The 24,993-nt window shown below is 70.2% G+C and carries 18 protein-coding genes; 15 read left to right on the forward strand and 3 right to left on the reverse strand.

The window, feature by feature from the left end:
- Position 1: 1 nt before the first annotated feature.
- Complete coding sequence (locus AC1RCS_RS14200) at positions 2–817, reverse strand: carbon-nitrogen hydrolase family protein (protein WP_218297221.1); 816 nt, start codon at positions 815–817, stop codon at positions 2–4.
- Entirely contained in the window at positions 817–4,977 is a 4,161-nt protein-coding gene (locus tag AC1RCS_RS14205) for a YhdP family protein (protein ID WP_492245169.1), read from the reverse strand. The genes AC1RCS_RS14200 and AC1RCS_RS14205 overlap by 1 nt, the downstream gene beginning before the upstream one ends.
- Before the next feature lie 98 nt (positions 4,978–5,075).
- Between AC1RCS_RS14205 and glnE the strand changes: the two genes are divergently transcribed.
- The 15 genes from glnE to AC1RCS_RS14280 all read left to right on the forward strand — a co-directional run bounded on the left by glnE (position 5,076) and on the right by AC1RCS_RS14280 (position 24,054).
- The gene (glnE, locus tag AC1RCS_RS14210) at positions 5,076–7,823 is read left to right on the forward strand and encodes a bifunctional [glutamate--ammonia ligase]-adenylyl-L-tyrosine phosphorylase/[glutamate--ammonia-ligase] adenylyltransferase (protein ID WP_492245271.1); all 2,748 of its coding nucleotides are present in this window, start codon (positions 5,076–5,078) and stop codon (positions 7,821–7,823) included.
- A gap of 105 nt (positions 7,824–7,928) precedes the next feature.
- Complete coding sequence (locus tag AC1RCS_RS14215; protein WP_218339431.1) at positions 7,929–8,657, forward strand: TetR/AcrR family transcriptional regulator; 729 nt, start codon at positions 7,929–7,931, stop codon at positions 8,655–8,657.
- The gene (locus tag AC1RCS_RS14220; RefSeq protein ID WP_492245170.1) at positions 8,654–10,039 is read left to right on the forward strand and encodes an efflux transporter outer membrane subunit; all 1,386 of its coding nucleotides are present in this window, start codon (positions 8,654–8,656) and stop codon (positions 10,037–10,039) included. The genes AC1RCS_RS14215 and AC1RCS_RS14220 overlap by 4 nt, the downstream gene beginning before the upstream one ends.
- A 192-nt stretch (positions 10,040–10,231) precedes the next feature.
- Positions 10,232–11,437 carry an efflux RND transporter periplasmic adaptor subunit gene (locus AC1RCS_RS14225; RefSeq protein WP_492245171.1) on the forward strand — a complete coding sequence of 402 codons (1,206 nt, stop codon included), beginning with the start codon at positions 10,232–10,234 and terminating at the stop codon, positions 11,435–11,437.
- Positions 11,438–11,449: 12 nt separating this feature from the next.
- Positions 11,450–14,569: an efflux RND transporter permease subunit gene (locus AC1RCS_RS14230; RefSeq protein ID WP_492245172.1), complete on the forward strand. Its 3,120-nt coding sequence runs from the start codon at positions 11,450–11,452 to the stop codon at positions 14,567–14,569.
- Positions 14,570–14,662: 93 nt separating this feature from the next.
- Positions 14,663–15,868, forward strand: coding sequence for an HD-GYP domain-containing protein (locus AC1RCS_RS14235; protein ID WP_218297139.1), 1,206 nt, complete (start codon positions 14,663–14,665; stop codon positions 15,866–15,868).
- 297 nt (positions 15,869–16,165) lie between these two features.
- The gene (locus AC1RCS_RS14240) at positions 16,166–16,756 is read left to right on the forward strand and encodes a glutathione peroxidase (RefSeq protein WP_492245173.1); all 591 of its coding nucleotides are present in this window, start codon (positions 16,166–16,168) and stop codon (positions 16,754–16,756) included.
- A gap of 244 nt (positions 16,757–17,000) precedes the next feature.
- Positions 17,001–18,308: an NAD(P)/FAD-dependent oxidoreductase gene (locus AC1RCS_RS14245; RefSeq protein WP_492245174.1), complete on the forward strand. Its 1,308-nt coding sequence runs from the start codon at positions 17,001–17,003 to the stop codon at positions 18,306–18,308.
- A gap of 8 nt (positions 18,309–18,316) precedes the next feature.
- Entirely contained in the window at positions 18,317–19,108 is a 792-nt protein-coding gene (locus AC1RCS_RS14250; RefSeq protein ID WP_492245272.1) for a DUF1365 domain-containing protein, read from the forward strand.
- Positions 19,109–19,131: 23 nt separating this feature from the next.
- On the forward strand, positions 19,132–20,361 hold the full coding sequence (locus AC1RCS_RS14255; RefSeq protein ID WP_218339435.1) for an SAM-dependent methyltransferase: 1,230 nt from the start codon (positions 19,132–19,134) through the stop codon (positions 20,359–20,361).
- A 67-nt stretch (positions 20,362–20,428) separates the two neighbouring features.
- Positions 20,429–20,938: a chalcone isomerase family protein gene (locus tag AC1RCS_RS14260; protein WP_492245175.1), complete on the forward strand. Its 510-nt coding sequence runs from the start codon at positions 20,429–20,431 to the stop codon at positions 20,936–20,938.
- A complete protein-coding gene (locus tag AC1RCS_RS14265) occupies positions 20,935–22,233 on the forward strand; it encodes an MFS transporter (protein ID WP_492245176.1) in 1,299 nt (432 codons plus the stop codon). Before AC1RCS_RS14260 ends, AC1RCS_RS14265 begins: the two co-directional genes overlap by 4 nt.
- A 35-nt stretch (positions 22,234–22,268) precedes the next feature.
- Complete coding sequence (locus AC1RCS_RS14270; RefSeq protein WP_492245177.1) at positions 22,269–22,811, forward strand: DUF3833 domain-containing protein; 543 nt, start codon at positions 22,269–22,271, stop codon at positions 22,809–22,811.
- On the forward strand, positions 22,808–23,590 hold the full coding sequence (locus tag AC1RCS_RS14275) for an SDR family NAD(P)-dependent oxidoreductase (protein WP_218339438.1): 783 nt from the start codon (positions 22,808–22,810) through the stop codon (positions 23,588–23,590). Before AC1RCS_RS14270 ends, AC1RCS_RS14275 begins: the two co-directional genes overlap by 4 nt.
- 5 nt (positions 23,591–23,595) lie before the next feature.
- On the forward strand, positions 23,596–24,054 hold the full coding sequence (locus tag AC1RCS_RS14280) for a nuclear transport factor 2 family protein (RefSeq protein ID WP_492245178.1): 459 nt from the start codon (positions 23,596–23,598) through the stop codon (positions 24,052–24,054).
- 22 nt (positions 24,055–24,076) lie between these two features.
- Here AC1RCS_RS14280 and AC1RCS_RS14285 read toward each other — a convergent pair whose 3' ends face one another.
- The gene (locus AC1RCS_RS14285; RefSeq protein ID WP_369643722.1) at positions 24,077–24,982 is read right to left on the reverse strand and encodes a sugar phosphate isomerase/epimerase family protein; all 906 of its coding nucleotides are present in this window, start codon (positions 24,980–24,982) and stop codon (positions 24,077–24,079) included.
- Positions 24,983–24,993 lie beyond the last annotated feature (11 nt).

Here is a 24,993-nt window from a genome sequence, read left to right on the forward strand (position 1 = left end):
TTCACAGGACGCGGTGCGACAGGGAGGGAAGCTGCAGGCGCACGTCGCGCAGGCGCTGCGCGTCGACCACGCCCGACACCACGCCCGCCTGCTGGTCCTGCTCGGCCAGGATGGTGCCCCAGGGGTCCACCAGCATGCTGTGGCCCCAGGTGTGCCGGCCGTTCTCGTGCACGCCGCCCTGGGCGGGGGCCAACACGTACGCCAGGTTCTCCACGGCGCGGGCGCGCAGCAGCACCTCCCAGTGCGCCTGGCCGGTGGTGTGGGTGAACGCGCTGGGCACCAGCAGGAGGTCCGCTCCGGCGCTGGCATGCAGGCGGTACAGCTCGGGGAAGCGCAGGTCATAGCACACGGAAAGGCCCACCCGCCAGCGGTGGCCGTCGCGCGATGGCAGCTCGAACTGCACGGGCGTGCCACCGGCCTCGATGACCCGGCCTTCGTGGTACTGCTCGCGGCCGTTGTCGAAGTAAAAGAGGTGGATCTTGTCGTAGCGTGCCACGCAGCCGCCCGTGGGGTCGAACACCAGGGTGGTGTTGCGCACCCGGTCCGGCGCGGCGGTCTGCAGCGGCAAGGTGCCGCCCACCACCCACATCCGCAGGTCGCGCGCCGCGCTGGCCAGGAAATCCTGAATCCGGCCTTCGCCCAGGGTCTCGCGCAGCGCGAGCTTGTCGGTGTCCTTGTGCCCCATCGCGCAGAAGTACTCGGGCAGCACCGCCAGCTCGGCGCCGGTGCCGGCCGCCTGCTCCAGCAGCGTGCGCGCGGCGCGCAGGTTGTCTTCCAGGCGGGTGCCCGACACCATCTGGATCGCGGCGACTTTCATCATGAGGCTTCTCCGGTTCTGGCGGGGCTGGTGCGGGGCGCTGCGTCGCTGGCGGGGCCGGGCTCGCGCCCGCGGCGGGGGACGCGCACGACGCGCGGGTCTGTCCAGGTGCCGTCGATGCGGAACTCCTGCGTGGCGGCCTCGATGAGCGGTCCGCGCAGGAACACCTGGGCCAGGAAGCTGCCCAGGCCGATCACGGGGTTGATGGCGGTGGCCACCAGCGATGCCGTCATGGCATTGATCTCGGGCACCACCACCACGCGCAGATCCTGGGTCTCGTGGTCGATGTTGACGCTGCCCTCCATCAGCACGGCGGCATTCACGCCCTTCATCTGCAGGTTGTTCGTGGTGGCCACGCCCTGCTCGATGCGCACGTCGCCGCGCACGAAGTCGAACGCGAAGCCTTCGCTGAACACGTCGCGGAAATCGAGCGTGAGGCGCCGCGGCAGCGACTGCAGGCTGAGCACGCTGAGCAGCTTGGCCAGGCCCGGCTCGGCCTTGAGGAACTGGCCTGCTTCGATGTTCACGTTGATCTGGCCCGTCATGGACCGGTAGTCCGGGCTGAAGGGCGCGCCCATCCAGGCCACCTGGCCCTCCATGCGTCCCTTGCCGCGCCGCACCACGCCCGGCATGCCCATGCGCCCCAGCAGGTCGCCGGAGTCGCGGATGTCCAGCCTGAAATTGAGCACCGTGCGCCGGTCGGGGGTGCGCGGCCCGCCTCCCGCGGCATTCATCACCGCCCAGTTGCCGTTGGCGGTGAAATTCGCCTCGGGGGCGGTGATGTTGAATTTGGAGAGGCGCCATTCGCGCTGCGCGCCATCGCCGCCGCGGTTCTGCGCTTCGATCTCCACGCGCCCCAGCCGCTTGCCGCGCAACTCGAAGTCGTCCACCACGATGTCCAGCGCGGGCAGGGCTCCGGGCTGTTCATCCAGCAGCGCTTCGACCTGGTTCACATCGCTTTGCGGCATGTTCACGCGGGACAGCCGTGCGAACAGGCGCCCGTTGGGCTGGTCGGCGGCGCCGGGCTGGCGGTATTCCAGGTAGCCGTTGAGTTCGGTGGCATCGAGGTTGGCGCGCCAGGTGGTGCCGTCGCGCAGGGCCCCGGCCACGATGTTGTGCAGCGTCCGGCCCTGGAGGGTGAGCTCGCGCGCGCGCAGGGCCAGCGTGGTGGGCAGGTAGTCCTGCGCCAGGCTGTGCGCGCTGGCCGGGGCCGCGGCGGCCGGCGCGCGCGCGGCGGTTTCCACGCGGGAGGTGGCCTGCGTCAGCACGTCCTCCCAGGCATCCACATCCAGCTTGCCCTGGTTGATGTTGGCGGCCACGCCCTGGGCGGGCATGGGGGCCGATTCGCCGCCCGACAGGCCGACGCCGATGGTGCCCCGCAGCACCCGGGCCTGGGGCCCGCTGATATCGCGCACGTACACGGCTGAACCCAGCGCGCCCAGGTCCACCGTGACCTGGTCGCGCAGGGGCGGGGCGTCGGCACCGCTCCCGTGCCCGGCCTGGGTCACGCCGGCCAGGGATTCGCGCGCCACCTGGGTTTCAAAGCGCAGGGGCAGGCTGGTCTCCGCGGTCTTGCCCAGCGGCGGCGGGAGCGCCAGCGCCAGCCCCTGCAGGCTGGTCGTCACCTGCACCTCCGGCACGCCCCGGCGAAACGCCAGCGTCATGGCGTACGGCGTGCTGCCCGTGGCGTGGCGCGCCAGCTGCGAGAGCATGCCCAACTGCGGCGCCTGCTGCAGCCCTTCGGCCGTCGCAGTGCCCTGGGCGCGCACCTGCACGGCCGACTCGGCCGCCGGCGCGTGGGCCGGCAGCGCGCGCATGCCGCCTTCCAGCTTGACGCTGCCACCCAGCGCCTGCGCCTGCACGGCGTTGAGCGAGAAGCCGCCCTCGGTGAACTGCACCACGCCCCGCACGCGGCTCAGCGCAGGGGTGTCGGGCGTGATGCGCAGTTCGTTGCCGGCCAGCGTGACGCTGCCCTGGACCTTGGACTTGTTGATGTCGCTGATGGGCAGGGACAGGCGCAGCTGGAAGTCCGCATTGCCCGTGCCGCTGGCCTGGTCGAGCGCGTTGCCGGTCATGCGGCCCAGGGGCGACGTGCCCATGAGCGCGAGCAGTTCGGGCAGCGGCCCCCGGGCGTCGGCGCTGACGCTGACCACGGTGTGGGCCAGGTCCGGGATGCGGGCATCCACCTTGGACAGGCGCAGGCCCTGGCGCCCCGCGAAGCTGCCGGTGGCGCCGCGCACCTGCATGGACGAGCGCTCGAAGATCAGCTCGCCGCCCAGTTCCGTCAGCGCGGGCCAGGGCAGGGTGCCCGCCGGCTGCAGGCTGGGGGGCACGTAGGCGTAGGTCACGTCCTTGACGCGCGCGGCGATGCGGAATTCGCCCTGCCTGGGGTCGTTGAACGGCAGGTGGTGCAGGTCGCCCTTCACGCGGAACTGCACGTTGCTGGCGCTGCCCGCGACGACCGCGTCGCGCACATAGTGGCGCGAATCCGCCGGAATGGACAGCGGCAGGTAGCGGTGCACGCGGGTGCCGTCGGCGCGGTGCAGCGTGCCGGTGAGATCCAGCACGCCGGGAAACCGCGACTGGTGCGGCACCTTGGCCGCATCGCTCGTGTGCCAGGTCGCCCGTGCCTCGCCCTGCGCGTCGGCGTTGGCGAACTGCACGTCGTTGGCCTGCACCGCGATGCGGCTGCCCTCGAGCTGCCAGCGCACGTCGGCGCTGAGCCGGTCCAGGGGCAGCACGGGGTCCTCGAACACGCCGGGCAGCACCAGGGCGCCCGAGGCGATGGTCAGGGCCGCCTTGCCTCCTCCCTGGGTCATGTCCACGTCCACCGTGGCCCCGCGCAGGCCCAGGTGGGCGGTGGCCCCGGCGGAGGTATCGCCGGCCAGCGCGAGGCCGCGGATGCGCCCGCGCAGCTGGTACTGCTGCAGGTTGTCCAGGGGGCCTTTCCAGGTGGCCTGGATCTCATCCACCAGGCCTTGCGGCGCGTAGGTGCGTACCGCATCGTGCGCCGTGGCCCCCAGCGGCAGGCGGCTCGCGATCTGCGCGAGCGCGGCCAGGTCCAGGCGGTCCGCGCGGAACTCGCCCTGGGCGGGCACCTTGCCCGCGGCGGCCGTGTGGACCAGCCGCAAATTGCCGCCCGGCCAGGTCAGTCCGTCATCGGTCTGGAACAGCAGGCCCTGGGTTGAAAACTCGAAACCCCCGTTCAGCCGGCGGCCGCCGAGACGCCCCTGGATCGAGGGCAGCACCAGCGCCTGCAAATCGGGGCCCAGCTTCGCGTTGACGTCGGCCAGCGCCAGGTCGGCCGTGCCGCCCACGATCTGCCCGCGCTGCACGTCAGCCCAGGCGCGCAGCGCGCCACGGCCGTGGGCCACCTCCACGCCCACGTCGGCGTGGTGGCGCAGCCGCGAAACGTCCACCCGCGCGAAATCTGCAAACACCTGCCCGTTCCAGTGCTTCCAGTTGCCGTCGCGTGCGCTCAGCAGCGGCGCGCGGAACAGCCCCACCACCGTGAAGCGGTCGCCCCAGGCCTCCGGCGGGGTGGCGTCCAGCCGCAGGTGGTGGTGCCAGTTGCCATTGCGCAGCAGAAGGTCCACCTTCTCCAGGGCAAGCTCGGGGGCACCGCGCTGCTCGTCGGTCCAGCGCACCGTGCCATTGCGGATGAACACTTCGCCCTGCGAAAACAGCCAGTCGGCCGCGGCGTTGTCCTCGCCCTGCTGCTGGGAAAAGTCCAGGCCCGCCACCTGGATGCGCCCGTCGGCGGTGCGCCGCGCCTCCAGCTCGGGCCCTTCAATGTAGAGCTGCTCGAAACCCCCATTGAGCAAGGAGCGGGGCGACAGCGCCACGACCACGCGCGGCAGGCGCAGCGCGGAACGGCCCGCGGCGTCCAGCAGCGCGACATCCGAGAGTTCGACCGATGGGATCAGGCCCTCCGTGTGCGCCGCGATGGCCCCAATCCGCACCGGAACCCCCAGGGCCCGTGCGGCATGCGCCTCCAGCTGCGGGCGGAAATCGCCGATTCGCGGCACAATCCAGCCATGAAGTGCCCCCCACGCGATGGCCAGCAGCAGCCAGAAGGCCAGCAGCAAACCCAGCGACCACCGCGCGAGACCTGCCACGAATTTCAGCAGGCGGGTGGGGTGCGTGGTGGGAGCGATCATGGTGGGATTGAATGTGGCAGGAATTATGACCCGCGGCCTTAGCGCGGGTTCACTACAAACCAGTGTCCTTATGTATGTGGCCCCTTGCCATGTCTGCCATGCCCGCGTCTCCCGCTGATCCCCGCTGCCACCAGCCCCGTCCCGAGGGCCCGCTGGCCGCGCATTCGCGCTTCTACCAGCGCCTGCACCGCCGCTATGCGGACGATCTGTCCCTGCTGCCCGCAGGGGCGCCGGTCCTGGCCACCATGGAGACGGCCTACGATGCGCTGCGCTCGCGCGGCTGCGACACGGGCACGGCCCTGCGCGTGCTGCGCCAGCTTGTCATGGAGCGGCTCATCCAGCTGGACTGCGACGCGCAGGCGCCGCTCGCCGACATCACCCGCGCCGTCACCGAGCTGGCCGAGCTGGCGCTGGACCGTGCCAGCCGCCAGGCGCGGCAGGAGCTGGACGAGCGCCACGGCGCGCCACGCGGACCGGACGGCCAGCCCGTGCAGCTGTGGATCATCGGCATGGGCAAGCTGGGTGCGCGCGAGCTCAATGTCTCCAGCGACATCGACCTGATCTACGTGTACGAACACGATGGCGAGACCGCGGGCACGGCCGACGGCCGGGGGCGCATCTCCAACCACGAATACTTCGCGCGGGCGGTCAAGGCCATCTACAGCCTGGTGGGGGATACCACCGAGCACGGCTTTGTGTTCCGCGTGGACCTGGCGCTGCGCCCCAATGGCAACTCCGGCCCGCCGTCGGTCTCGTTGTCGGCGCTGGAGGAGTACCTGCAGCTGCATGGCCGCGAATGGGAGCGTTTTGCCTGGCTCAAGAGCCGGGTGGTGGCGCCGCACGACTGCATTGGCAGCCCCGAAGTGCAGGCGCTGCGGGGCGTGGTGCTGCCCTTTGTGTTCCGCCGCTACCTGGACTACAGCGTGTTCGATGCGCTGCGTTCCCTGCACCGCCAGATCCGAGACCATGCGGCCAAGCGCAGCGCGGGCCACCCCGAGCGCGCCAACGACGTCAAGCTCTCGCGCGGCGGTATTCGCGAGATCGAGTTCACGGTGCAGCTGCTGCAGGTGGTGCGCGGCGGCCAGTTCCCCGAGCTGCGCCGCCGGCCCACGCTCGATGCGCTCACGCGCCTGGCCCAGGCGGGCCTCATGCCGCAGGAAACCGCCGATGCCCTGGCGCGCGCCTATGTCTTCTTGCGCCGGGTGGAGCACCGCATCCAGTACCTGGACGACCAGCAGACCCACGTGCTGCCCACGCGCGACGACGACCTCGCCTGGATCGCCTACACCCTGGGCTACCCTGACTGCTGCGCCTTCCTGCACGAGCTGGACGCGCACCGCGAACTCGTGGCCCAGGAGTTCGACACCTTGCTGGGTGGCGCGGGCAAGAAGCAGTGCAATGGGGGCGGCTGCGGCGGCCCCCGCGCCTCGGCGCCCCCGCCTCCCGAATTCGACACCCTGCTGGAACAGCTGCCGCCCGGATTCCGCGAGCGCGTGGCCGAGTGGCGCAGCCACCCGCGCGTGGCGGGCCTGCGCGACGAAGCCCGCGCCCGCCTGTTCCGGCTGGTGCAGCGCACCGCGCAGTGGCTCAAGGAGGGCCGCGTCACCGAAGAGGCCGCGCTGCGCCTGGCCAACTGGCTGGAGCCACTGCTGCGCCGCGAGAGCTATCTGGCGCTGCTGCTGGAGCGCCCCTCCGTGCACGAACAACTGCTGCACCTGCTGGGCGCGGCCAAATGGCCCGCCCGCTACCTGCTGCAGCACCCAGGCGTGATCGATGAACTGGTGGGGGATTCGCTGCTGGCCGAGCGCTTCGTGGTGGCGGACTTCGAGCGGGAGCTGGCCGTGCGGCTCGCGTCGCTGCAGTCCACGGGCGAGGACGATGACGAAACCCTGCTGAACCTGCTGCGCCGCGCCCAGCACGCGGAAACCTTCCGCACCCTCGCGCGCGACGTGGAGCGGCGCATCACCGTCGAGCAGGTGGCGGATGACCTGTCCGCCCTGGCCGACAGCGTGCTGCGCATCACGGCCCAATGGTGCTGGAGCCGCCTCAAGACGCGCCACCGCGACAGCCCGCAGTTCGCCATCATTGGCTACGGCAAGCTGGGCGGCAAGGAGCTGGGCTACGGCAGCGACCTGGACATCGTCTTCGTGTTCGACGACGACGATGAGCGCGCGCCCGAGGTCTACGCCGCTTTCGTGCGCAAGCTCATCAACTGGCTCACCGTGAAGACGGGCGAGGGCGACCTGTACGAGATCGACACCGCACTGCGGCCCAATGGCAGCTCGGGCCTGCTGGTCACGAGCTTCGAGGCCTACGCCAACTACCAGCAGCGCCGGGGCAGCAACACCGCCTGGACCTGGGAGCACCAGGCCATGACGCGCGCGCGCTTCGTGATGGGCAGCGATGCCCTGCAGGCGCGCTTCGATGCCGTGCGCGAGGCCGTGATCACCTCCGAGCGCGACCCCGCCGCCCTGCGTGAGGAGATCGTGCTCATGCGCGAGCGCGTGCGCGCGGCGCACCCCACGCGCGACGGGCAGTTCGATGTGAAACACAGCCCGGGCGGCATGGTGGATGCGGAGTTCGCGGTGCAGTACCTCGTGCTCTCGCAATCCGCGAACCACCCGGAGCTGGTGGGCAACGTGGGCAACATCGCGCTGCTGCAGCGCGCCGAGCAGGTGGGCCTGCTGCCGCCCGGCGTGGGCATGGCGGCGGCCGACGCCTACCGCGAACTGCGGCGCGTGCAGCACGTGGCGCGCCTGGACGAGGCGCCCACCCAGGTTGCTCCGCCCGCGCTGCAGGCCGAGCGGAATGCGGTGCTGGCGCTGTGGAGGGCGGTGTTCGGCTGAGGCCGGTCCCGGCGTGACGTTTCGTTGCATTTTTGGCGGGCGAATTTTCCGCTGGCCTTCGCCAATTCAAACAACTGTTTGAATTCTGGTGTTTAATCCGGTGCCATGAGTTTTGGCGCCCATTTCATTCCCGCAGCCCAGCGCACCGCCCGCAGTGATGGCGAGGACACGCGCGCGCGCCTGCTGCACGCGGCGCTGCAGCTGTTCTCCGAGCGGGGCTTCGCACAGACCTCGGTGCGCGCCATCGCCGAGGCCGCTGGCACCAATGTCGCCGCGATCGCCTACCACTTTGGCGACAAGGCCCGGCTGTACACGGCCACGTTCTATGAACCCTTTGGCAGCGGCAGCGACCTCATCGCCGTGTTCGCCGATCCCGCACTGACCCTGCCGCAGGCGCTCGCCTCCTATTTCGGGGGGTTTCTGGAGCCGCTCAAGCACGATGACCTCGTGACCCAGTCGCTGCGCCTGCATGTGCGCGAGCTGCTGGACCCGACCCACGTGTGGCCCGAGCTCATCGAGCGCGAGTGCCGGGCCCCCCACCTGGCCCTGGTCCAGGTGCTGTGCCGCCACATGGGCGTGCAGGAGGTGGACGACGACATGCACCGCCTCGCCTTTTCGCTGGCCGGGCTGATCATGCAGATGTGGACCCAGCGCGACCCGCTGCAGGTCATTGCGCCGCAGCTGGCAGGGTCGGGGGCTGTGGATGAGTGGGTGGACCGGCTGACCGGCTACGCCCTGAGCATGGTGCAGGGCGAGATCGCCCGGCGGCAGGCCGCACAACGGCCCGCGCGCCGCAGTACTTCACGGAATTCGCACAAGGAATCCAACGCATGACTTTGAGCAAGACCCGATTCTTCTGGGCCGCCTGCCTGCCGCTGGCCCTGGGCGCCTGTGCCGTCACGGCGCCCCCCGCGCAGGTGCCCGCGCCGCCGCCGGTGGCGTGGCAGGCGCCCTTGCCGCACCAGGGCTCGCTGGGGGATCTGGCGCGGTGGTGGACGCAGCTGGGCGACCCGCTGCTCGTCGAGCTGATCGATGCCGCGCAAGCCATCAGCCCTGGCGTGGCGCAGGCCCAGGCCCGCATCGCGCAGGCGCGTGCCACGCAGGTGAGCAGCCGCGCCGCGCTGCTGCCGTCGCTCGATGCGCAAGCCAGCGCCAGCCGGGGATTCAACGAGCAGCTCGCGGGCATCGCCACCACGGCGCAGGCCGGGCTGCAGGCGAGCTGGGAGATCGACCTCTTCGGCGCCAACCGGGCCACCAAGACGGCGGCCGACGAGCGGCTGGCGGGCGCGCAGGCGCTGTGGCACGAGGCGCGCGTGAGCGTGGCCGCCGAGGTGGCGCAGCAGACGAGCAGCCTGCGCACCTGCCTGGAGCAGCTGCGTGTGGCCGAGCGCGATGCGCAGTCGCGCGGCGAGACCTCGCGGCTGTCCGACCTCAGCGAACGCGCCGGTTTCACGGCGCCCGCCACCGCCGCCCTGGCGCGTGCCAGCGCCGCCGAAGCCCAGGCGCGCGCATCGCAGCAGCGCATGCAATGCGATGTCGAAGTCAAGACCATGGTGGCGCTGACCGGGTGGGAAGAGCCCGCGCTGCGCGCGCGCCTGTCCACGCCGGCATCCGCCGCGCCCGACACCCTGTTCGCCATCGCCGCCCTGCCCGCCCAGGTGCTGGCCCAGCGCCCCGACGTGTACAACGCCGAGCGCGAAGTCGCCGCCGCCAGCGCCGACGTGGGCAGCGCGCAGGCCCAGCGCTACCCGCGCCTGTCGCTCAGCGGCTCGGTGGGAACGGCCTGGGTGCGCAGCGGCGGCGTGACGACCGACCTGAACACCTGGACCATCGGCCCGCTGGCGCTCAGCGTGCCCCTGTTCGACGGCGGCCGCCGTGGCGCCCAGGTGGAGGCGGCGCAGGCACGCTACGACGAGGCCGCCGCGCTCTACCGCGCCAAGGTGCGCCAGGCCGTGAGCGAGGTCGAGCAGGCGCTGGTGCGGCTGCAGAGCACGGCCGAGCGCAATGCGAGTGCGCGGGTGGCGGCGGCGGGCTACCGCACCTCGTTCGATGCCACGGAGGCGCGCTGGCGCGGCGGGCTGGCGAGCCTGGTGGAGCTGGAAGACGCGCGCCGCACCTCCCTGGCGGCCGAGAACGCGCTGATCGCGCTGCAGCACGAACGCCAGGCCGCCTGGGTTTCGCTGTACCGCGCCGCGGGCGGTGGCTGGAAAGAGTGAAACACCCCCCTGAGTCGCTTCGCGCATTCCCCCTCTCCCGACTCGCTGGGCGAGTCGGGAGAGGGGGACGCCCCCGGCGCGGCGGGGCGGCCCTTGCGCGGGGGCACTGGCCTGCGCCGCGCCAGTTTCATCCCGTGCGAGTGGCGCGTAGCGCCGTGGAAAGTTGATATGAATTCTTCAGGACGAAAGCAAATGCAAAATTTCTCTTCCTTCAAGTTCTCTCCGACGGCCTTCGCCGTGATTGCTGCCTGCGTGCTGGCCACCGGCGGCGCCCTGGTTTTCTCCAGCGCATCGCGCGCCGCCGACGAGCCCAAGGCGGGCCAGCCCCGCCCCGCGCTCACGGTGAGCACGGCCCAGCCCCAGCGGACGTCGGTGCCCTTGCGCCTGGCGGCCAACGGCAACATCGCTGCCTGGCAGGAAGCCAGCATCGGCGCCGAAAGCAATGGACTGCGCCTGACCGATGTGCGGGTGAATGTGGGTGACGTGGTCAAGGCCGGCCAGGTGCTCGCCACCTTCTCGGCCGAAACGGTGCAGGCCGACGTGGCGCAGATGCGCGCCAGCCTGCTCGAAGCCCAGGCCAATGCGGCCGAAGCCGCCGCCAATGCCGACCGGGCCCGCTCGCTGCAGGCCACGGGCGCCCTGAGCCAGCAGCAGATCCAGCAGTACACCACCGCCGAGAAGACGGCGCAGGCCCGGGTGGAGGCCGCCAAGGCCACGCTGAACGCGCAGCAGCTGCGCCTGAAGTACACCCAGGTGGTGGCGCCCGACAGCGGCGTGATCTCGGCCCGCACGGCCACGGTGGGCGCGGTGGTGGGCGCGGGCACGGAGCTGTTCCGCATGGTGCGCAAGGGGCGCCTCGAATGGCGCGCCGAAGTCACGTCCACCGAGCTGCGCCGCATCGCGCCGGGCGCCAAGGTCAGCGTGACCGCGGCCAGCGGCGCGGCGGCCGAAGGCACCGTGCGCATGGTGGCCCCCACGGTGGACCCGCAAACCCGCAATGCGCTGGTGTATGTCGATTTGCCGGCGAACAGCGATTTCCGCGCCGGGATGTTCGCGCGCGGCGAGTTCGCGCTGGGGCAGAGCGATGCGCTCACGGTGCCGCAAGAGGCGCTGGTGGTGCGCGACGGGTTCTCGTACGTGTTCGTGGTGGGCGCCGAGCAGCGCGTGCAGCAGCGCAAGGTGCAGACGGGGCGCCGCGTGGCCGACCGGGTGGAAGTGCTCTCGGGCCTGGACGCGAATGCCTCCGTCGCCGTGCGCGGCGCGGGCTTCCTGAATGACGGGGACCTGGTGCGTGTGGTCGGCGCGCCGCCGGCGAGCGGCAGCACCTCCTCCCTGCAGGAATTCAAACAAAAAGTGCCTGTAGCGCAGGTTGATCAAGCGCTGGTAGCTATCAAATAAGGAGCGTTCTCCATGAATGTATCCACCTGGTCCATCAAGAACCCGATACCGGCGCTGATGCTGTTCGTGCTGCTGACCTTCGGCGGCCTGCTGTCGTTCAACGCGATGAAGGTGCAGAACTTTCCGGACATCGACCTGCCCACGATCTCCGTGACCGTGGCGCTGCCGGGCGCATCGCCCGCGCAGCTGGAAAACGACGTGGCGCGCAAGATCGAGAACAGCATCGCCACGCTGCAGGACTTGAAGCACATCTACACCAAGGTGCAGGACGGCGGCGCCACCATCACGGCCGAGTTCCGGCTGGAAAAGCCCACGCAGGAGGCGCTCGACGATGTGCGCTCGGCCGTGGCGCGGGTGCGCGGCGACCTGCCCGGCGACGTGCGCGACCCCATCGTGACCAAGATGGACCTGGCCGCGCAGCCCGTGCTGGCCTTCACCATCGCCTCGAGCCGCATGGACAGCGAGGCGCTGTCGTGGTTCGTGGACGATGCCGTGGCCAAGAAGCTGCTCACCGTGCGCGGCGTGGGCGCGGTCAACCGCGTGGGCGGTGTTCAGCGCGAGGTGCATGTGGCGCTGGACCCGGTGAAGCTGCAGGCGCTCAACGCCTCGGCGGCCGACGTGTCGCGCCAGCTGCGCCTGGTGCAGACCGAGAGCGCCGGCGGCCGCACCGACCTGGGCGGCAGCGAGCAGCCCGTGCGCACGCTGGCCACGGTGCAGTCGGCCCAGGAGCTTTCCAGCCTCACGCTGTCGCTGTCGGACGGCCGCCACGTGCGGCTCGATCAGGTCGCCACGGTGTCGGACACGATTGCCGAGCCGCGCGCGCTGGCCCTGCTCAACGGCAAGCCCGTGGTGGGCTTCGAGGTGGCGCGCAGCAAGGGCGCGAGCGAGATCGAGGTGGGCGGGGCCGTGCAGGCCGCGCTCAAGGAGATGCGCGCGCAGCACCCCGACCTGGAGATCACCGAGGCCTTCAACTTCGTGCAGCCCGTGCAGGAGGAATACGACGGCTCCATGCACCTGCTGTACGAAGGCGCGCTGCTGGCCGTGCTGGTGGTGTGGCTGTTCCTGCGCGACTGGCGCGCCACGTTCGTCTCGGCCGTGGCGCTGCCGCTGTCGGTGATCCCGGCGTTCATCGGCATGCACCTGCTGGGCTTTTCCATCAACGTGATCACGCTGCTGGCGATGTCGCTGGTGGTGGGCATCCTGGTGGACGATGCCATCGTGGAGGTGGAGAACATCGTGCGCCACCTGCGCATGGGCAAGACGCCCTACCAGGCGGCCATGGAGGCGGCCGACGAGATCGGTTTGGCGGTGGTGGCCACCACCTTCACGCTGATCGCGGTGTTCCTGCCCACGGCCTTCATGAGCGGCATCGCGGGCAAGTTCTTCAAGCAGTTCGGCTGGACCGCGTCGCTGGCCGTGTTCGCCAGCCTGGTGGTGGCCCGCGTGCTCACGCCCATGATGGCGGCCTACATCCTCAAGCCCATCGTGGACAAGCACCAGGACCCGCGCTGGATGACCGTGTACCTGCGCTGGGCGGCCTGGTGCATCAGGCACCGCTGGATCACCTTCATCGCCACGGCGGCGTTCTTCATCGGCTCGCTCGCGCTGATCCCGCTGCTGCCCACCGGCTTCATCCCGCCGGACGACAACTCGCAGACCCAGGTGTACCTGGAGCTGCCGCCCGGCGCCACGCTCGCGCAGACCCGCGCCGTGGCCGAGGATGCGCGCGAGCGCATCGCCAAGGTGGAGCACGTGCAGAGCGTGTACACCACCATCGGCGGTGGCTCCGCGGGAGCGGACCCCTTCATGGGCGGGGCCAATGCCGAGACCCGCAAGGCCACGCTGACCATCCTGCTGGCCGAGCGCGGCGAGCGGCCGCGCAAGCAGGGCATCGAGAACAAGATCCGCACGGCCCTCGAAACCCTGCCCGGCGTGCGCAGCAAGGTGGGCCTGGGCGGATCGGGCGAGAAGTACGTGCTGGTGCTCTCCGGCGACGATCCGCAGGCGCTGACCACGGCCGCGCTGGCGGTCGAGAAGGACCTGCGCACCATCCCGGGCCTGGGCAGCATCTCGTCCACCGCCAGCCTGGTGCGCTCCGAGATCGCGGTGCGTCCAGACTTCGCCCGGGCCGCCGACCTGGGGGTGACCAGCAGCGCCATCGCCGAGACCCTGCGCATCGCCACCGTGGGCGACTACGACGTGTCGCTGCCCAAGCTCAACCTCGCGTCGCGGCAGGTGCCCATCGTCGTGAAGCTGCAGGACGACGCCCGCAAGGACCTGTCGCTGCTGGAGCGCCTGGCGGTGCCGGGCGCCAAGGGCCCGGTGATGCTGGGCCAGGTGGCCACGCTCGAATTCAGCGGCGGCCCGGCCGTGGTGGACCGCTACGACCGCGCGCGCAACGTGAACTTCGAGATCGAGCTGTCGGGCCAGCCGCTGGGTGACGTGACCAAGGCCGTGGAGGCGCTGCCCTCCATCAAGAACCTGCCGCCGGGCGTGCGCCAGATCACCATCGGCGACGCGGAGATGATGGGCGAGCTGTTCGCCAGCTTCGGCCTGGCCATGCTCACGGGCGTGCTGTGCATCTACATCGTGCTGGTGCTGCTGTTCAAGGACTTCCTGCACCCGGTGACCATCCTGGCGGCGCTGCCGCTGTCGCTGGGCGGCGCGTTCGTGGGCCTGTTGATCGCGCAAAAGAGCTTCTCGATGCCCTCGCTCATCGGGCTCATCATGCTCATGGGCATCGCCACCAAGAATTCCATCCTGCTGGTCGAGTACGCCATCCTGGCGCGGCGCGAGCACGGCATGACGCGCTTCGAGGCGCTGATTGACGCGTGCCACAAGCGCGCGCGCCCCATCATCATGACCACGCTGGCCATGGGCGCGGGCATGCTGCCCATTGCCATCGGCATCGGCGCGGCCGACGCGAGCTTCCGCTCGCCGATGGCGGTGGCGGTGATCGGGGGGCTCATCACGTCCACGCTGCTGAGCCTGCTGGTCATCCCCGCCGTCTTCACCGGGGTGGATGATCTGGGCCAGCGGTTCGGGCGCCTGGTGCGCCGGCTGCGGGGTGCGCACCACGCGCCCGCCGCCCCGGCGCTGCCCCCGGTGCCCGCCTCGCCGCCCGCACCGTGATGGCCCGGTGGTGGTTGCCCGAACAACCGGGCAATCACCCGGGTTGACCAGGGTTTGGTGGCGCGCCAGTCGTTAGATAATGTAACGAGCACCATGAACCTCGTCAGCCTGAACATCGAATCCATTCAGCTTGGCCACCCGCTGCCCTTCGTGCTGCGGGGGGCCGATGGCGTGCTGCTGGCGCAAAAGGGCTATGTCATCCGCACCCGGGACGAGCTGGCCAAGATGGTGGCGCGGGGTCGCCAGCTGTGCGTGGACACCGATGAATCCGGCGACAGCCACCGCGCCTACCTGGCGCAGCTGCAGCGCATGCTGATCGCGGACACCAACCTGGGCGAGATCGCCGCCATGCAGATGACGGCGGCCGACGACCCGGCGGGGCGCGGGCGCGGAGGCCGGGCCCTGCCCGACTGGCCCGAGCTGCAGCTGCGCGCCACGCAACTGCTGCGCGCGCCGTCCCCGTCGGACTTTGGCGGGCGCTTCCAGGCGCTGCACGACGAACTCTCGCGCCACTGTGAGCAGACGCCCGATGTCACCCTGCTGGCCCTGATCTACCTGTCGGCCCAGGAAACCCGCATGTACAGCGCCACCCACTCCATGCTGGTGGCCTGCGTGTGCATGGTGGTCGCGCGCGAGATGCTGCGCTGGCCCGAGGGCCGGGTGCAGCAGCTCGGGCATGCGGCCCTGTCCATGAACATCGCCATGACCGAACTGCAGGACCAGCTGGCCCAGCAGACCCACCCCCTGACTGCCCAGCAGATCGCGGCCGTGGAAGACCACGCATCACGGTCCGAGGCGCTGCTGCGCTCGCTGGGCGTGGCCGACACCGCATGGCTGGAGGCCGTGCGCTGCCACCACCACCGCACGCCTGGCCCGCTGGCCAAGAAGACGGAAGCCCAGCAGATGGCCCGGCTGATCCAGCGCGCCGATATCTTTGGCGCCCGCATGGCGCCCCGCGCGGCCCGCTGGCCCATGCCGGTCACGGCCGCCATGCAGGCGAGCTACTACGATGAGGAGCACCAGGTGGACGAGGCCGGTGCAGCGCTCGTCAAGACGCTGGGCGTGTATCCGCCAGGGGCCTTTGTGCGGTTGGCCAGCCAGGAGGTGGGTGTCGTCATCCGCCGGGGTACGACGGCCACCACGCCCAAAGTAGCGGTTGTGACCAACCGGGACGGCATGCCCACGGGCGAGCCGATTCCCCGCGACACCGGCATGCCGCCCTGGAAAGTCACGGGCGTGGTGGCCTTCAAGGACGTGCGGGTCAAGCTCCCGCTCGACCGCCTGCTCAACCTGGGCTGATCTTTTCGGCCCCGCAGCGGGGCCGCACCCGATGCGGGTGAACGCCCCCTCGCCCGGTGTGGCCGCCATGGGCACTCCCTGGCCCGTTTTTCAACGCTCCCACGGGGCTGATGCCCGGCATCCGGCTTGCATCCGATGCCCGTCTGGCCGTGCGCCACGCAATACCCCCTTCCCGCTGCCGGGAATCTGAATCCAGTGGCCATCCATCGACGTATACCAATGAGTACAAATAAAAACTCATGTGGACAAAAAATGATGGAATGGTTAAATTGCCCACACCACTGCGCTATGAGTCCTATGAAAACCTCTTCCAGACGCCTTTTTCCGGCCACGGGCCTTCTTGTCCTCGCGATGGCCGCCGGGCTTGCCCCTCGCGCGTGGGCGGCGGACGCGGAAAGCTGCCCGGCCACCTTGCAGCACACCTTTGCACGGCTGCAGGACGAAAAGCCGCAGTCGCTGTGCCAGTACAGCGGAAAGGTCGTGCTGGTGGTCAATACCGCCAGCTTCTGCGGCTTCACCGGCCAGTACAAGGGGCTCGAGGAGCTGTATGCCCGGTACAAGGACAAGGGCCTCGTCGTGCTGGGCTTTCCGTCCAACGACTTTTCGCAGGAGAGCGGCAGCAACCAGCAGATCGCGGACTTCTGCGAGAACACCTTCGGCGTGAAATTCCCGATGTTCGCCAAGAGCAGCGTGAAGGGCGCGGACGCCTCGCCGCTGTTTCGCCAGCTGGCACAGCTGTCGGGCACCGCGCCGCGCTGGAACTTCCACAAATACCTGCTGGGCCGCGACGGCAAGCTGGTCGACCAGTACTCCAGCCTCACCGCCCCTGACAACAAGGGCCTGGTGCGCGCCATCGAACAGCAACTCGCTGTTGCCGCTCCACGGTGATTGCAATGTTTTCTTTACGTTTCTTTAAAAAAAACCGGCGCGGGGCCTGGAACTTCCGCGCGAGGGCCCCACTCTATTCCCTGCACGCTGCGATTGCGTGGCGTACAGTTTTAGTGTTGCGAAGCCTTTCGGGCCCCCGGGTTCCGACTGACCTCCTGGAGCGCTTCTCCTCCCTCCCTCTCTTATTCGTTTCGGGACGCTTCGCAACCTTTTTATTCCAGGCACCGGCCAGAGGGGGCCGGCCATGAAAATCGCCATCATCGGTTCCGGCATCTCCGGACTGGCAGCCGCGCACCGGCTGCGTGGCCAGGCGCACATCACCCTGTATGAGGCCGGCGACCACTTTGGCGGCCACACCCACACCGTGGATGTCACGCTGCGGGATGCCAGCGGCCGGCTGGTCACGCAGGGCGTGGACACCGGCTTTCTCGTCTTCAACGAACGCACCTATCCGCAGCTGATCCGCCTGCTGACCGAACTGGGCGTGCAGACGTGCCGGTCCGACATGTCGTTCTCGGTGCAGGTGCCCGGGGCCCGGGGCGGCCGGCCGCTGGAGTGGAGCGGCACGAACCTGGGCACCGTCTTCGCGCAGCGCGCCAACCTGGTCAGCCCGCGCTTTCTGGGCATGCTGGCGGACCTGTTGCGGTTCAACCGCCTGTGCACCAGCATCGCCGAGGCCGGGGCCGATGCGGCGCTCATGCAGCCCCTGGGCGACTTCCTGCGCGAGCACCGCTTTGGCGATGCCTTCCGCGACTGGTACTTCCTGCCCATGCTGGGCTGCATCTGGAGCTGCCCGACCGACCAGATGCTGCAGTTTCCGGTGGCCACCCTGATCCGGTTCTGCCACAACCATGGCCTCCTCCAGGTGAGCGACCGCCCGCAGTGGTGGACGGTCGCGGGGGGCGCGCGCCACTATGTGGACAAGATCGTGGCCGGTATCGCGGACACGCGCCTGTCGACCCCCGTGCGCCGCATCGAGCGCGATGCGGCCGGCGTGCGGGTGGTGACCGACGGCGGCACCGGGCATTTCGACCAGGTCGTCGTGGCCACGCATTCCGACCAGGCGCTGGCGCTGCTCGCGCGGCCCACGCCGCAGGAACGCGCCGTGCTGGGCGCCATCCGCTACCAGGCCAACCGCGCGGTGCTGCATACCGACACCGCGGTGCTGCCCGCGCGCCGCGCCGCCTGGGCCGCGTGGAACTATGAGCGCGCCGCGCAGCCCGGCCGCGAATCGGCGCGCGTGTGCCTGCACTACCTCATCAACCAGCTGCAGCCCGTGCCCTTCGCGCAGCCCGTGGTCGTCTCGCTCAACCCCGTGCGCGAGATCGCGCCCGACCAGGTGATCGGCAGCTACGACTACGCCCACCCGGTGTTCGACCTGGCCGCCATTCGCGCGCAGCGGCAGGTGGCCGAGATCCAGGGCCATGGGCACACCTGGTTTTGCGGGGCGTGGACGGGCTACGGGTTCCACGAAGACGGACTGAAGTCCGGGCTCGCCGTGGCCGAACAGGTGCTGGCCCGCCAGCCCGCTCCCCTGGCGGAGGCCGCATGAACATCGGCATGGGCACCGCTCCCGAGGCCCCGCAGCCGCTGATCGGCTTTGGCCAGGTGCGCCATGCGCGGCTGCGGCCCCGGCGGCATGCGTTTGCCTACCCCACGTTCTTTCTCCTGCTGCCCCTGCGCAGCATGGGCGCCGCAGCGCCGGGCCCGCTGGCCGTGAACCGGCGCGGCGCCATCAGCTTTCACGACACGGACCATGGCGACGGCCGCAGCGCCGCGCAGGGCGGGGCGCTGGCCTGGCTGGACGAGCTGCTGCGCGCCGAAGACATTGCCGACGCCACCGGCGAAGTCTGGCTGCACTGCTACCCGCGCGTGCTGGGCTACACCTTCAAACCCGTGAGCTTCTGGTACTGCCACCGCGCCGACGCCAGCCTGCGCGCCATCGTGGTGGAAGTGAACAACACCTTTGGCGAGCGGCACTGCTACCTGCTGGACGCGCCCCGCTACGGCGTGGAACTGCGGGCGCGCAAGGTGTTCCATGTCTCGCCCTTCTGCGAGGTGGGCGGGGGCTACCGCTTTCGCTTCCTGCGCACGGCGGGGGGGCCCGCCGATGCGGGCCGCACCGTGGCGCGCATCGACTACGACGACGACGCCGGACCGCTGATCGAGACCAGCGTGAGCGGCACCCTGCACCCCATCACGGGGCAGACGCTGCGCCGGGCCCTGTGGGGCTATCCGGCCATGACGCTGGCCGTCATCGCCCGCATCCACTGGCAGGCCTTGCGGCTGTGGCTCAAGCGTGTGCGCTTTCACCGCAAGCCCGAGGCCCCTGCCTCCATCGTGACCCGTTGACCCCACAGCCCGACGAGACCGCCATGAACACGACCACGACCACCGGCGCCGCCCTGCACGCCACCCTGCCCGCCGGCACGCCGGCTGCCGCGCGCACGGCCCTTCGGCTCCTGCAGGGGCTGCAGCATGGCAACCTCACGGTGCAACTGCCGGACGGCACGCTGCAGCACTTCGGCCAGGGGGGCGGCCTCTCGGCGGCCATCACGCTCAGGAACTGGAACGTGTGCAGCGCGGCGCTCAGGTCGGGGGACATCGGCTTCGCCGAGAGCTACATCGCGGGGGACTGGACCACGCCGCACCTCACCGACCTGATCAAGCTCTTCATCGCCAACCGCCAGCAGGTGGAAGGCGTGATCTATGGAAGCTGGGCCGGACGCCTGCTGTACCGCATCAAGCACCTGCTCAACCGCAACACGCGCGCCAACAGCCAGAAGAACATCCACGCGCACTACGACCTGGGCAATGCGTTCTACGCGCTGTGGCTGGACGACACGATGAATTACTCGTCCGCCTGGTTCGAAGGCGATGCGGGCGGCGACATGCGCAAGGCCCAGCATGCCAAGGTGCGCCGCGCCCTGAGCCAGGCGGGGGTGCGGCCGGGGCACCGCGTGCTCGAGATCGGCTGCGGCTGGGGGGCGCTCGCCGAGATGGCGGCCACCGAGTTCGGCGCATCGCTGACCGGTGTGACCCTGTCCACCGAGCAGCTGGCCTTCGCGCAAGGGCGCATGGCGGGGCAGGGGGTGGAGCACCAGGCCGATTTGCGGCTGCAGGACTACCGCGACATCCACGATGGCCCCTACGACGCCATCTGCTCCATCGAGATGGTCGAGGCCGTGGGCCGCGAGTACTGGCCCACCTACTTCCAGTCGGTGAACCGCCTGCTCAAGCCCGGTGGCAAGGCCTGCATCCAGAGCATCGTCATCGACGACAGCCTGTTCGAGCGCTACATCAGCTCCACGGACTTCATCCAGCAGTACATCTTCCCGGGCGGCTGCCTGCCGTGCCCGCGCGAGTTCCGCCGCGAGGCCGAGGCCGCGGGCCTGCGCGTGGTGGACGAGTTCGCCTTTGGCCAGGACTATGCCGAAACGCTCAGGCGCTGGCGTGACCGCTTCGTGGCCCAGCGCACGCAGATCCTGCAGCTGGGGTTCGACCAGCGCTTCCTGCACATCTGGGAGTTCTACCTGGCGTATTGCGAAGCGGCGTTTGCGATGAGCAACATCGACCTGGTGCAGTACACGCTGGCCAAGGATTGAGATTGCTATGAAAAATATAGCTGCCACCGCGTGTCTTATCTGCGCTGCAGCCGTTTTTCATTCCAGCATGGCTGTGGCGCAAGGGGCAGGGGCGGCCCAGGCCACGGCGGCGCCGCTGTCCGGCGTGCGCCTGGCGGGCCAGGGCGTTCTCCGGTTCCTGGGTTTCGAGGTCTACCGCGCACGCCTGTGGGTGCAGCCGGGCTTTGACGCCGAGAACTACGGCGCCCAGCCGCTGGCGCTGGAGCTGACCTACCACCGCGACTTCACGGCGGAGGCCATCGCCAGGCGCTCCATCGAGGAAATGCGCCGCGTGGGCAGCTTCACGCCCCAGCAGGCCGCGCGCTGGCAGCAGGCGCTGCAGGCGGCGTTGCCGGACGTGAAGGTGGGCGACCGCCTTCTGGGCATTCACCAGCCGGGCGTGGGGGCGGTGTTCAGGATGGCCGGGCGCGTGGTGGGCGAGGTGCCCGATGCCGAGTTCTCGCGCCTGTTCTTCGGCATCTGGCTCTCGCCCCAGACCTCCGAACCCAGGCTGCGCCAGGAACTGCTGGGCGCGACCCGCGCCATGGGGCAGCCATGACCCGCACCACCCAGCCCCTGCGCGCCCGTCACGGCCTGGCCTATGGGCTGCTGGGCCTGCCCCTGGCGTTTGTGGCGCTGCCGCTGTACGTGCTGCTGCCCAACCACTATGCCCGCGAGTTCGGCATGCCGCTGGCCACGCTGGGCTCGGTGCTGCTGGCGGCGCGGTTGTTCGATGCGGTGTCGGACCCGCTGCTGGGCCGCCTCTGCGACCACCTGTTCGGCCGCTCGGTGCGTGCCGTGCTGGCGGCGGGCGCGGTGTCGGCCATGGTGCTCGCACTGGGGCTGACCGGCCTGTTCTTTCCGCTGGTGCGCGGGGCCGATGGGCTGACCGCCTGGGCCCTGGTGGCGCTGCTCATCACCTACACGGCCTACAGCCAGCTGGGCATTGCGCACCAGGCGTGGGGCGCGCGCCTGGGCGGCGACGAACTGCAGCGCGGCCGCATCGTGGCATGGCGCGAAGGCGCCGCGCTGGCGGGCGTGGTGCTGGCCTCGGTGCTGCCCGCGCTGCTGGGGCTGCCGGTCATGCTCGGCGTGTTTGCCATGGCCTTGCTGCTGGGCTGGTGGGCCTGGACGCGCGCGCCGCGCCCCCCGGCGCATGCGGGTGGCGCCGTGGCGGGCGGGTATCGCCCGTCGCGGCGCGCCAGCCTGTGGCGGCCGTGGGGGCGCCCCGCGTTCCGCCGCCTGCTGGCGGTGTTCATGCTCAACGGCATTGCCAGCGCCATCCCGGCCACGCTGGTGCTGTTCTTCATCCAGGACCGCCTGCAGGCTCCACCCGCCCAGGAGCCCCTGTTCCTCGCGGCCTACTTCGTCTGCGCCGCGCTGTCGATCCCGTTGTGGCTGCGCGCCGTGGCGCGCTGGGGCCTGGCGCGCACCTGGCTGGCGGGCATGCTGCTGGCGGTCGCAGTGTTTGTGTGGGCCGCGTTCGTGGGGGTGGGCGATGTGCTGCCCTTCCTCGCGGTCTGCGCGCTGTCGGGCGTGGCGCTGGGCACCGACCTGGCGCTGCCCGGCGCCCTGCTGGCCGGCGTGATCGCGGCCGAGGGCGACAGCGGCCAGCACGAAGGCGCGTACTTCGGCTGGTGGAACTTCGCCACCAAGCTCAACCTGGCGCTGGCCGCGGGCCTGGCGCTGCCCCTGCTGGGCTGGCTGGGCTACACCCCCGGCACGCGCGGCGACGGCGGCTTGCAGACCCTGGGCATCGCCTATGCGGTGCTGCCCTGCGTGCTCAAGCTGATGGCGGCGGCGGCGCTCTACGCCCTGCTCCTGCGGCGTCCCCGCAGCGCAGCGATTGTTTGAATGAACCTGTCCGAACCGACCCCAGGGCCCACCCCATGATGCAACGACGCCTCCTCCTTTCCGCCATGGCGGCTGCGCCCGTGGCCCTGTCCGGCTGCGCCAGCCCGGGCATCGAAGGCTATGCCAGCGAGAAGCCCGTGCTGGACCTGGCCCGGTATTTCAACGGCAAGATCGACGCCTGGGGCATCTTCCAGGACCGCAGCGGCCAGATCGTCAAACGCTTCACCGTGGTCATGGATTGCCAGTGGCAGGGCAACGAGGGCGTGCTCGACGAGGCCTTCACCTATTCGGACGGCACCACCCAGCGCCGCATCTGGCGCCTGACCCAGCACGCCGACGGCCGTACCACCGGCACCGCCGACGACGTGGTGGGCACGGCCCACGGGCAGGCGCGGGGCAACGTCTTCCGCTGGAACTACACGCTGGCCCTGCCGGTGGATGGCACGGTCTACCACGTCGACCTGGACGACTGGATGGTTCTCATCGACGACCGCGTGATGCTCAACCGCGCCACCATGAGCAAGTTTGGCGTGCGCCTGGGCGAGATCACGCTGTCGTTCACCAGGCGCGCGCCATGAGCCTGAACCCACCGCTGCGCGACTGGCAGGGCCGCAGGGCCTGGGTGATCGGCGCGTCCAGCGGCATCGGGCGCGCCACGGCGTCGGCCCTGCATGCGCGCGGTGCGCAGGTCACGGTGTCGGCCCGCAGCGGCGATGCGCTCGATGCCTTTGCCGCCCAGCACCCCGGCAGCCTGGCCCTGCCCCTGGACATAGCGCAGCCCGAGCAGGTGCAGGCCGCCGCCGCACGGGTGCTGTCCGGGGGCGCGCCCGACCTGGTGTGCTACTGCGCCGGCACCTACCGCGACATGCGCGCCACCGACCTGGATCTGGCCGACATGCTGCGCCACGGGCAGATCAACTACAGCGGTGTGCTGCACGTGCTGGCGGCCGTGCTGCCCGCCATGCTGGCCGCGGCGCACGCGGGGCGCCCCGGGCATGTGAGCGTGGTCAGCAGCGTGGCGGGGTTCCGGGGGCTGCCCAGGAGCCTGGCCTACGGGCCGACCAAGGCTGCGCTCATCAACCTGGCCGAGTCGCTGTACCTGGATCTGCACGGCTTGGGGCTTGGCGTGAGCGTGATCAACCCCGGCTTCGTGGCCACGCCGCTCACGGCGGGCAACGACTTCACGATGCCCGCGCTGATCTCGCCCGAGGCGGCGGCGGCGGCCATCTTGCAGGGCTGGGAGCGGGGGCATTTCGACATCCACTTCCCCAAGCGCTTCACGCGGGTGATGAAACTGCTGCGCGTGTTGCCGTATCGGTGGTACTTTCCTGCGGTCCGCAAGTTCACGGGACTCTGAGCGCCATGCTGCAGCCACCTCGCACCACAACCTCCACCGAAGAAGCCGTCACCCGCGTGGTGGCCTTCTTCGAGACCCTGGCCCCGGCCGACGTGGCGGCACTGGGCCGCCTGTACGCGGCCGATGCGCGCTTCAAGGACCCGTTCAACGAAGTGCGGGGCCTGCCCGCCATCCAGGCCATCTTCGACCACATGTTCGAGGCGCTGGAGCAGCCGCGTTTCGTGGTCACCGGCCGCGTGGTGCAGGGCCCGCAGTGTTTCCTGACCTGGGATTTTCTGTTCGCCTTCAAGGGCTTTGACAAGGGCGTGACGCAGACCGTGCGCGGCGCCTCGCACCTGGTGTTCGATGGCCAGGACCTGGTGGCGCTACACCGCGACTACTGGGACGCCGCCGAAGAACTGTACGAAAAGCTGCCGGTGGTGGGCGCGCTGATGCGCTGGCTCAAGAAACGCGCCAACAGTTGATTGTTGGCCGTTGACGCATTGATCACGCCAGCGTTTTGATGCGCGGGTGCCCCGGCAGCGGCACCGCGCGCTGCAGCACGCCCTCGGCCAGCCACAGCGCACTGTTCCATGCGCGTTGTGCCACATAAGGCAGCGGCAGCTGCTGGTAGTCGTCGTTGAAGACCTCGAAGCTGTAGTCGCCCTGGTAGCCCATGCCATCGAGCGTGCGCACCAGTTCGGCCAGCGCCTGGCTGTGCACGCCCTCGCCCGGGAACACGCGGAAGTGCCGTGCCGTGTCGATGCGCTCCTGCACCGTGCGGGTCTCCTGCCACATGAAGTCCGAGAGCTGCACCAGATAGATCTTGGCGGGGTCCACGTCGGCCAGCGCCGTGAGCGGCGTGCTGGTGGCGAACTGGTGGTACGAGTCGATGGCGAGGCCGAGGTTGGGGCAATCCGCCTGCTCGACCGCGGCCCACGCCTGATGCACCTCGTTGATGTGCCGTCCCCAGGAGAGGCCTTCGAAGGCCACGCGGATGCCGTGCGGCAGCGCCAGCAGGGCGAGCTTGCGCAGGTCGCGGGCAATCGCGTCGGCATCGGCGGTGGCATGCGACGAGGTGGAGCTGCAGGCCAGCAGCACCGGCGCGCCCAGGTCGCGCGCCATCAGGATCATCTGCTTGGCGATGTCCACCTTGTAGCTGTGCAGGTGGCCCGACAGGCCCTCGAAGTCGCGCAGCACCTGGAAGCCCGTCACGCGCAGGCCGCTGCTGCGCACGGCGTGCACGGCCGCCTCGATGCCCTGCGGATGGCCCACGATGTCGCGGGCCGCCAGCATGATCTGGCCGAAACCCGCCGCCTTGACGGCGGCCAGCTTGGCCTCCAGCGGGCCGGCCAGGCTGATGGTGTCCATGCCGAAGTCGGCGACGTTGCGTTGCATGGTCGAAGTGCGCATCGAGGTCTCCG

The organism is Acidovorax sp. GW823-FHT01C06, from assembly GCF_058798375.1.

What these genes read in the sequence shown, in the direction of transcription:
- AC1RCS_RS14260 (WP_492245175.1), top strand. Translation starts at nt 20,429, where the DNA reads ATGGCTGTGGCGCAAGGGGCAGGGGCGGCCCAGGCCACGGCGGCGCCG.
- AC1RCS_RS14245 (WP_492245174.1), top strand. Translation starts at nt 17,001, where the DNA reads ATGAAAATCGCCATCATCGGTTCCGGCATCTCCGGACTGGCAGCCGCG.
- AC1RCS_RS14285 (WP_369643722.1), bottom strand. Translation starts at nt 24,982, where the DNA reads ATGCGCACTTCGACCATGCAACGCAACGTCGCCGACTTCGGCATGGAC.
- AC1RCS_RS14275 (WP_218339438.1), top strand. Translation starts at nt 22,808, where the DNA reads ATGAGCCTGAACCCACCGCTGCGCGACTGGCAGGGCCGCAGGGCCTGG.
- AC1RCS_RS14215 (WP_218339431.1), top strand. Translation starts at nt 7,929, where the DNA reads ATGAGTTTTGGCGCCCATTTCATTCCCGCAGCCCAGCGCACCGCCCGC.
- AC1RCS_RS14240 (WP_492245173.1), top strand. Translation starts at nt 16,166, where the DNA reads ATGAAAACCTCTTCCAGACGCCTTTTTCCGGCCACGGGCCTTCTTGTC.
- AC1RCS_RS14200 (WP_218297221.1), bottom strand. Translation starts at nt 817, where the DNA reads ATGAAAGTCGCCGCGATCCAGATGGTGTCGGGCACCCGCCTGGAAGAC.
- AC1RCS_RS14230 (WP_492245172.1), top strand. Translation starts at nt 11,450, where the DNA reads ATGAATGTATCCACCTGGTCCATCAAGAACCCGATACCGGCGCTGATG.
- AC1RCS_RS14250 (WP_492245272.1), top strand. Translation starts at nt 18,317, where the DNA reads ATGGGCACCGCTCCCGAGGCCCCGCAGCCGCTGATCGGCTTTGGCCAG.
- AC1RCS_RS14220 (WP_492245170.1), top strand. Translation starts at nt 8,654, where the DNA reads ATGACTTTGAGCAAGACCCGATTCTTCTGGGCCGCCTGCCTGCCGCTG.
- AC1RCS_RS14225 (WP_492245171.1), top strand. Translation starts at nt 10,232, where the DNA reads ATGCAAAATTTCTCTTCCTTCAAGTTCTCTCCGACGGCCTTCGCCGTG.
- AC1RCS_RS14265 (WP_492245176.1), top strand. Translation starts at nt 20,935, where the DNA reads ATGACCCGCACCACCCAGCCCCTGCGCGCCCGTCACGGCCTGGCCTAT.
- glnE (WP_492245271.1), top strand. Translation starts at nt 5,076, where the DNA reads ATGCCCGCGTCTCCCGCTGATCCCCGCTGCCACCAGCCCCGTCCCGAG.
- AC1RCS_RS14280 (WP_492245178.1), top strand. Translation starts at nt 23,596, where the DNA reads ATGCTGCAGCCACCTCGCACCACAACCTCCACCGAAGAAGCCGTCACC.
- AC1RCS_RS14270 (WP_492245177.1), top strand. Translation starts at nt 22,269, where the DNA reads ATGATGCAACGACGCCTCCTCCTTTCCGCCATGGCGGCTGCGCCCGTG.
- AC1RCS_RS14205 (WP_492245169.1), bottom strand. Translation starts at nt 4,977, where the DNA reads ATGATCGCTCCCACCACGCACCCCACCCGCCTGCTGAAATTCGTGGCA.
- AC1RCS_RS14235 (WP_218297139.1), top strand. Translation starts at nt 14,663, where the DNA reads ATGAACCTCGTCAGCCTGAACATCGAATCCATTCAGCTTGGCCACCCG.
- AC1RCS_RS14255 (WP_218339435.1), top strand. Translation starts at nt 19,132, where the DNA reads ATGAACACGACCACGACCACCGGCGCCGCCCTGCACGCCACCCTGCCC.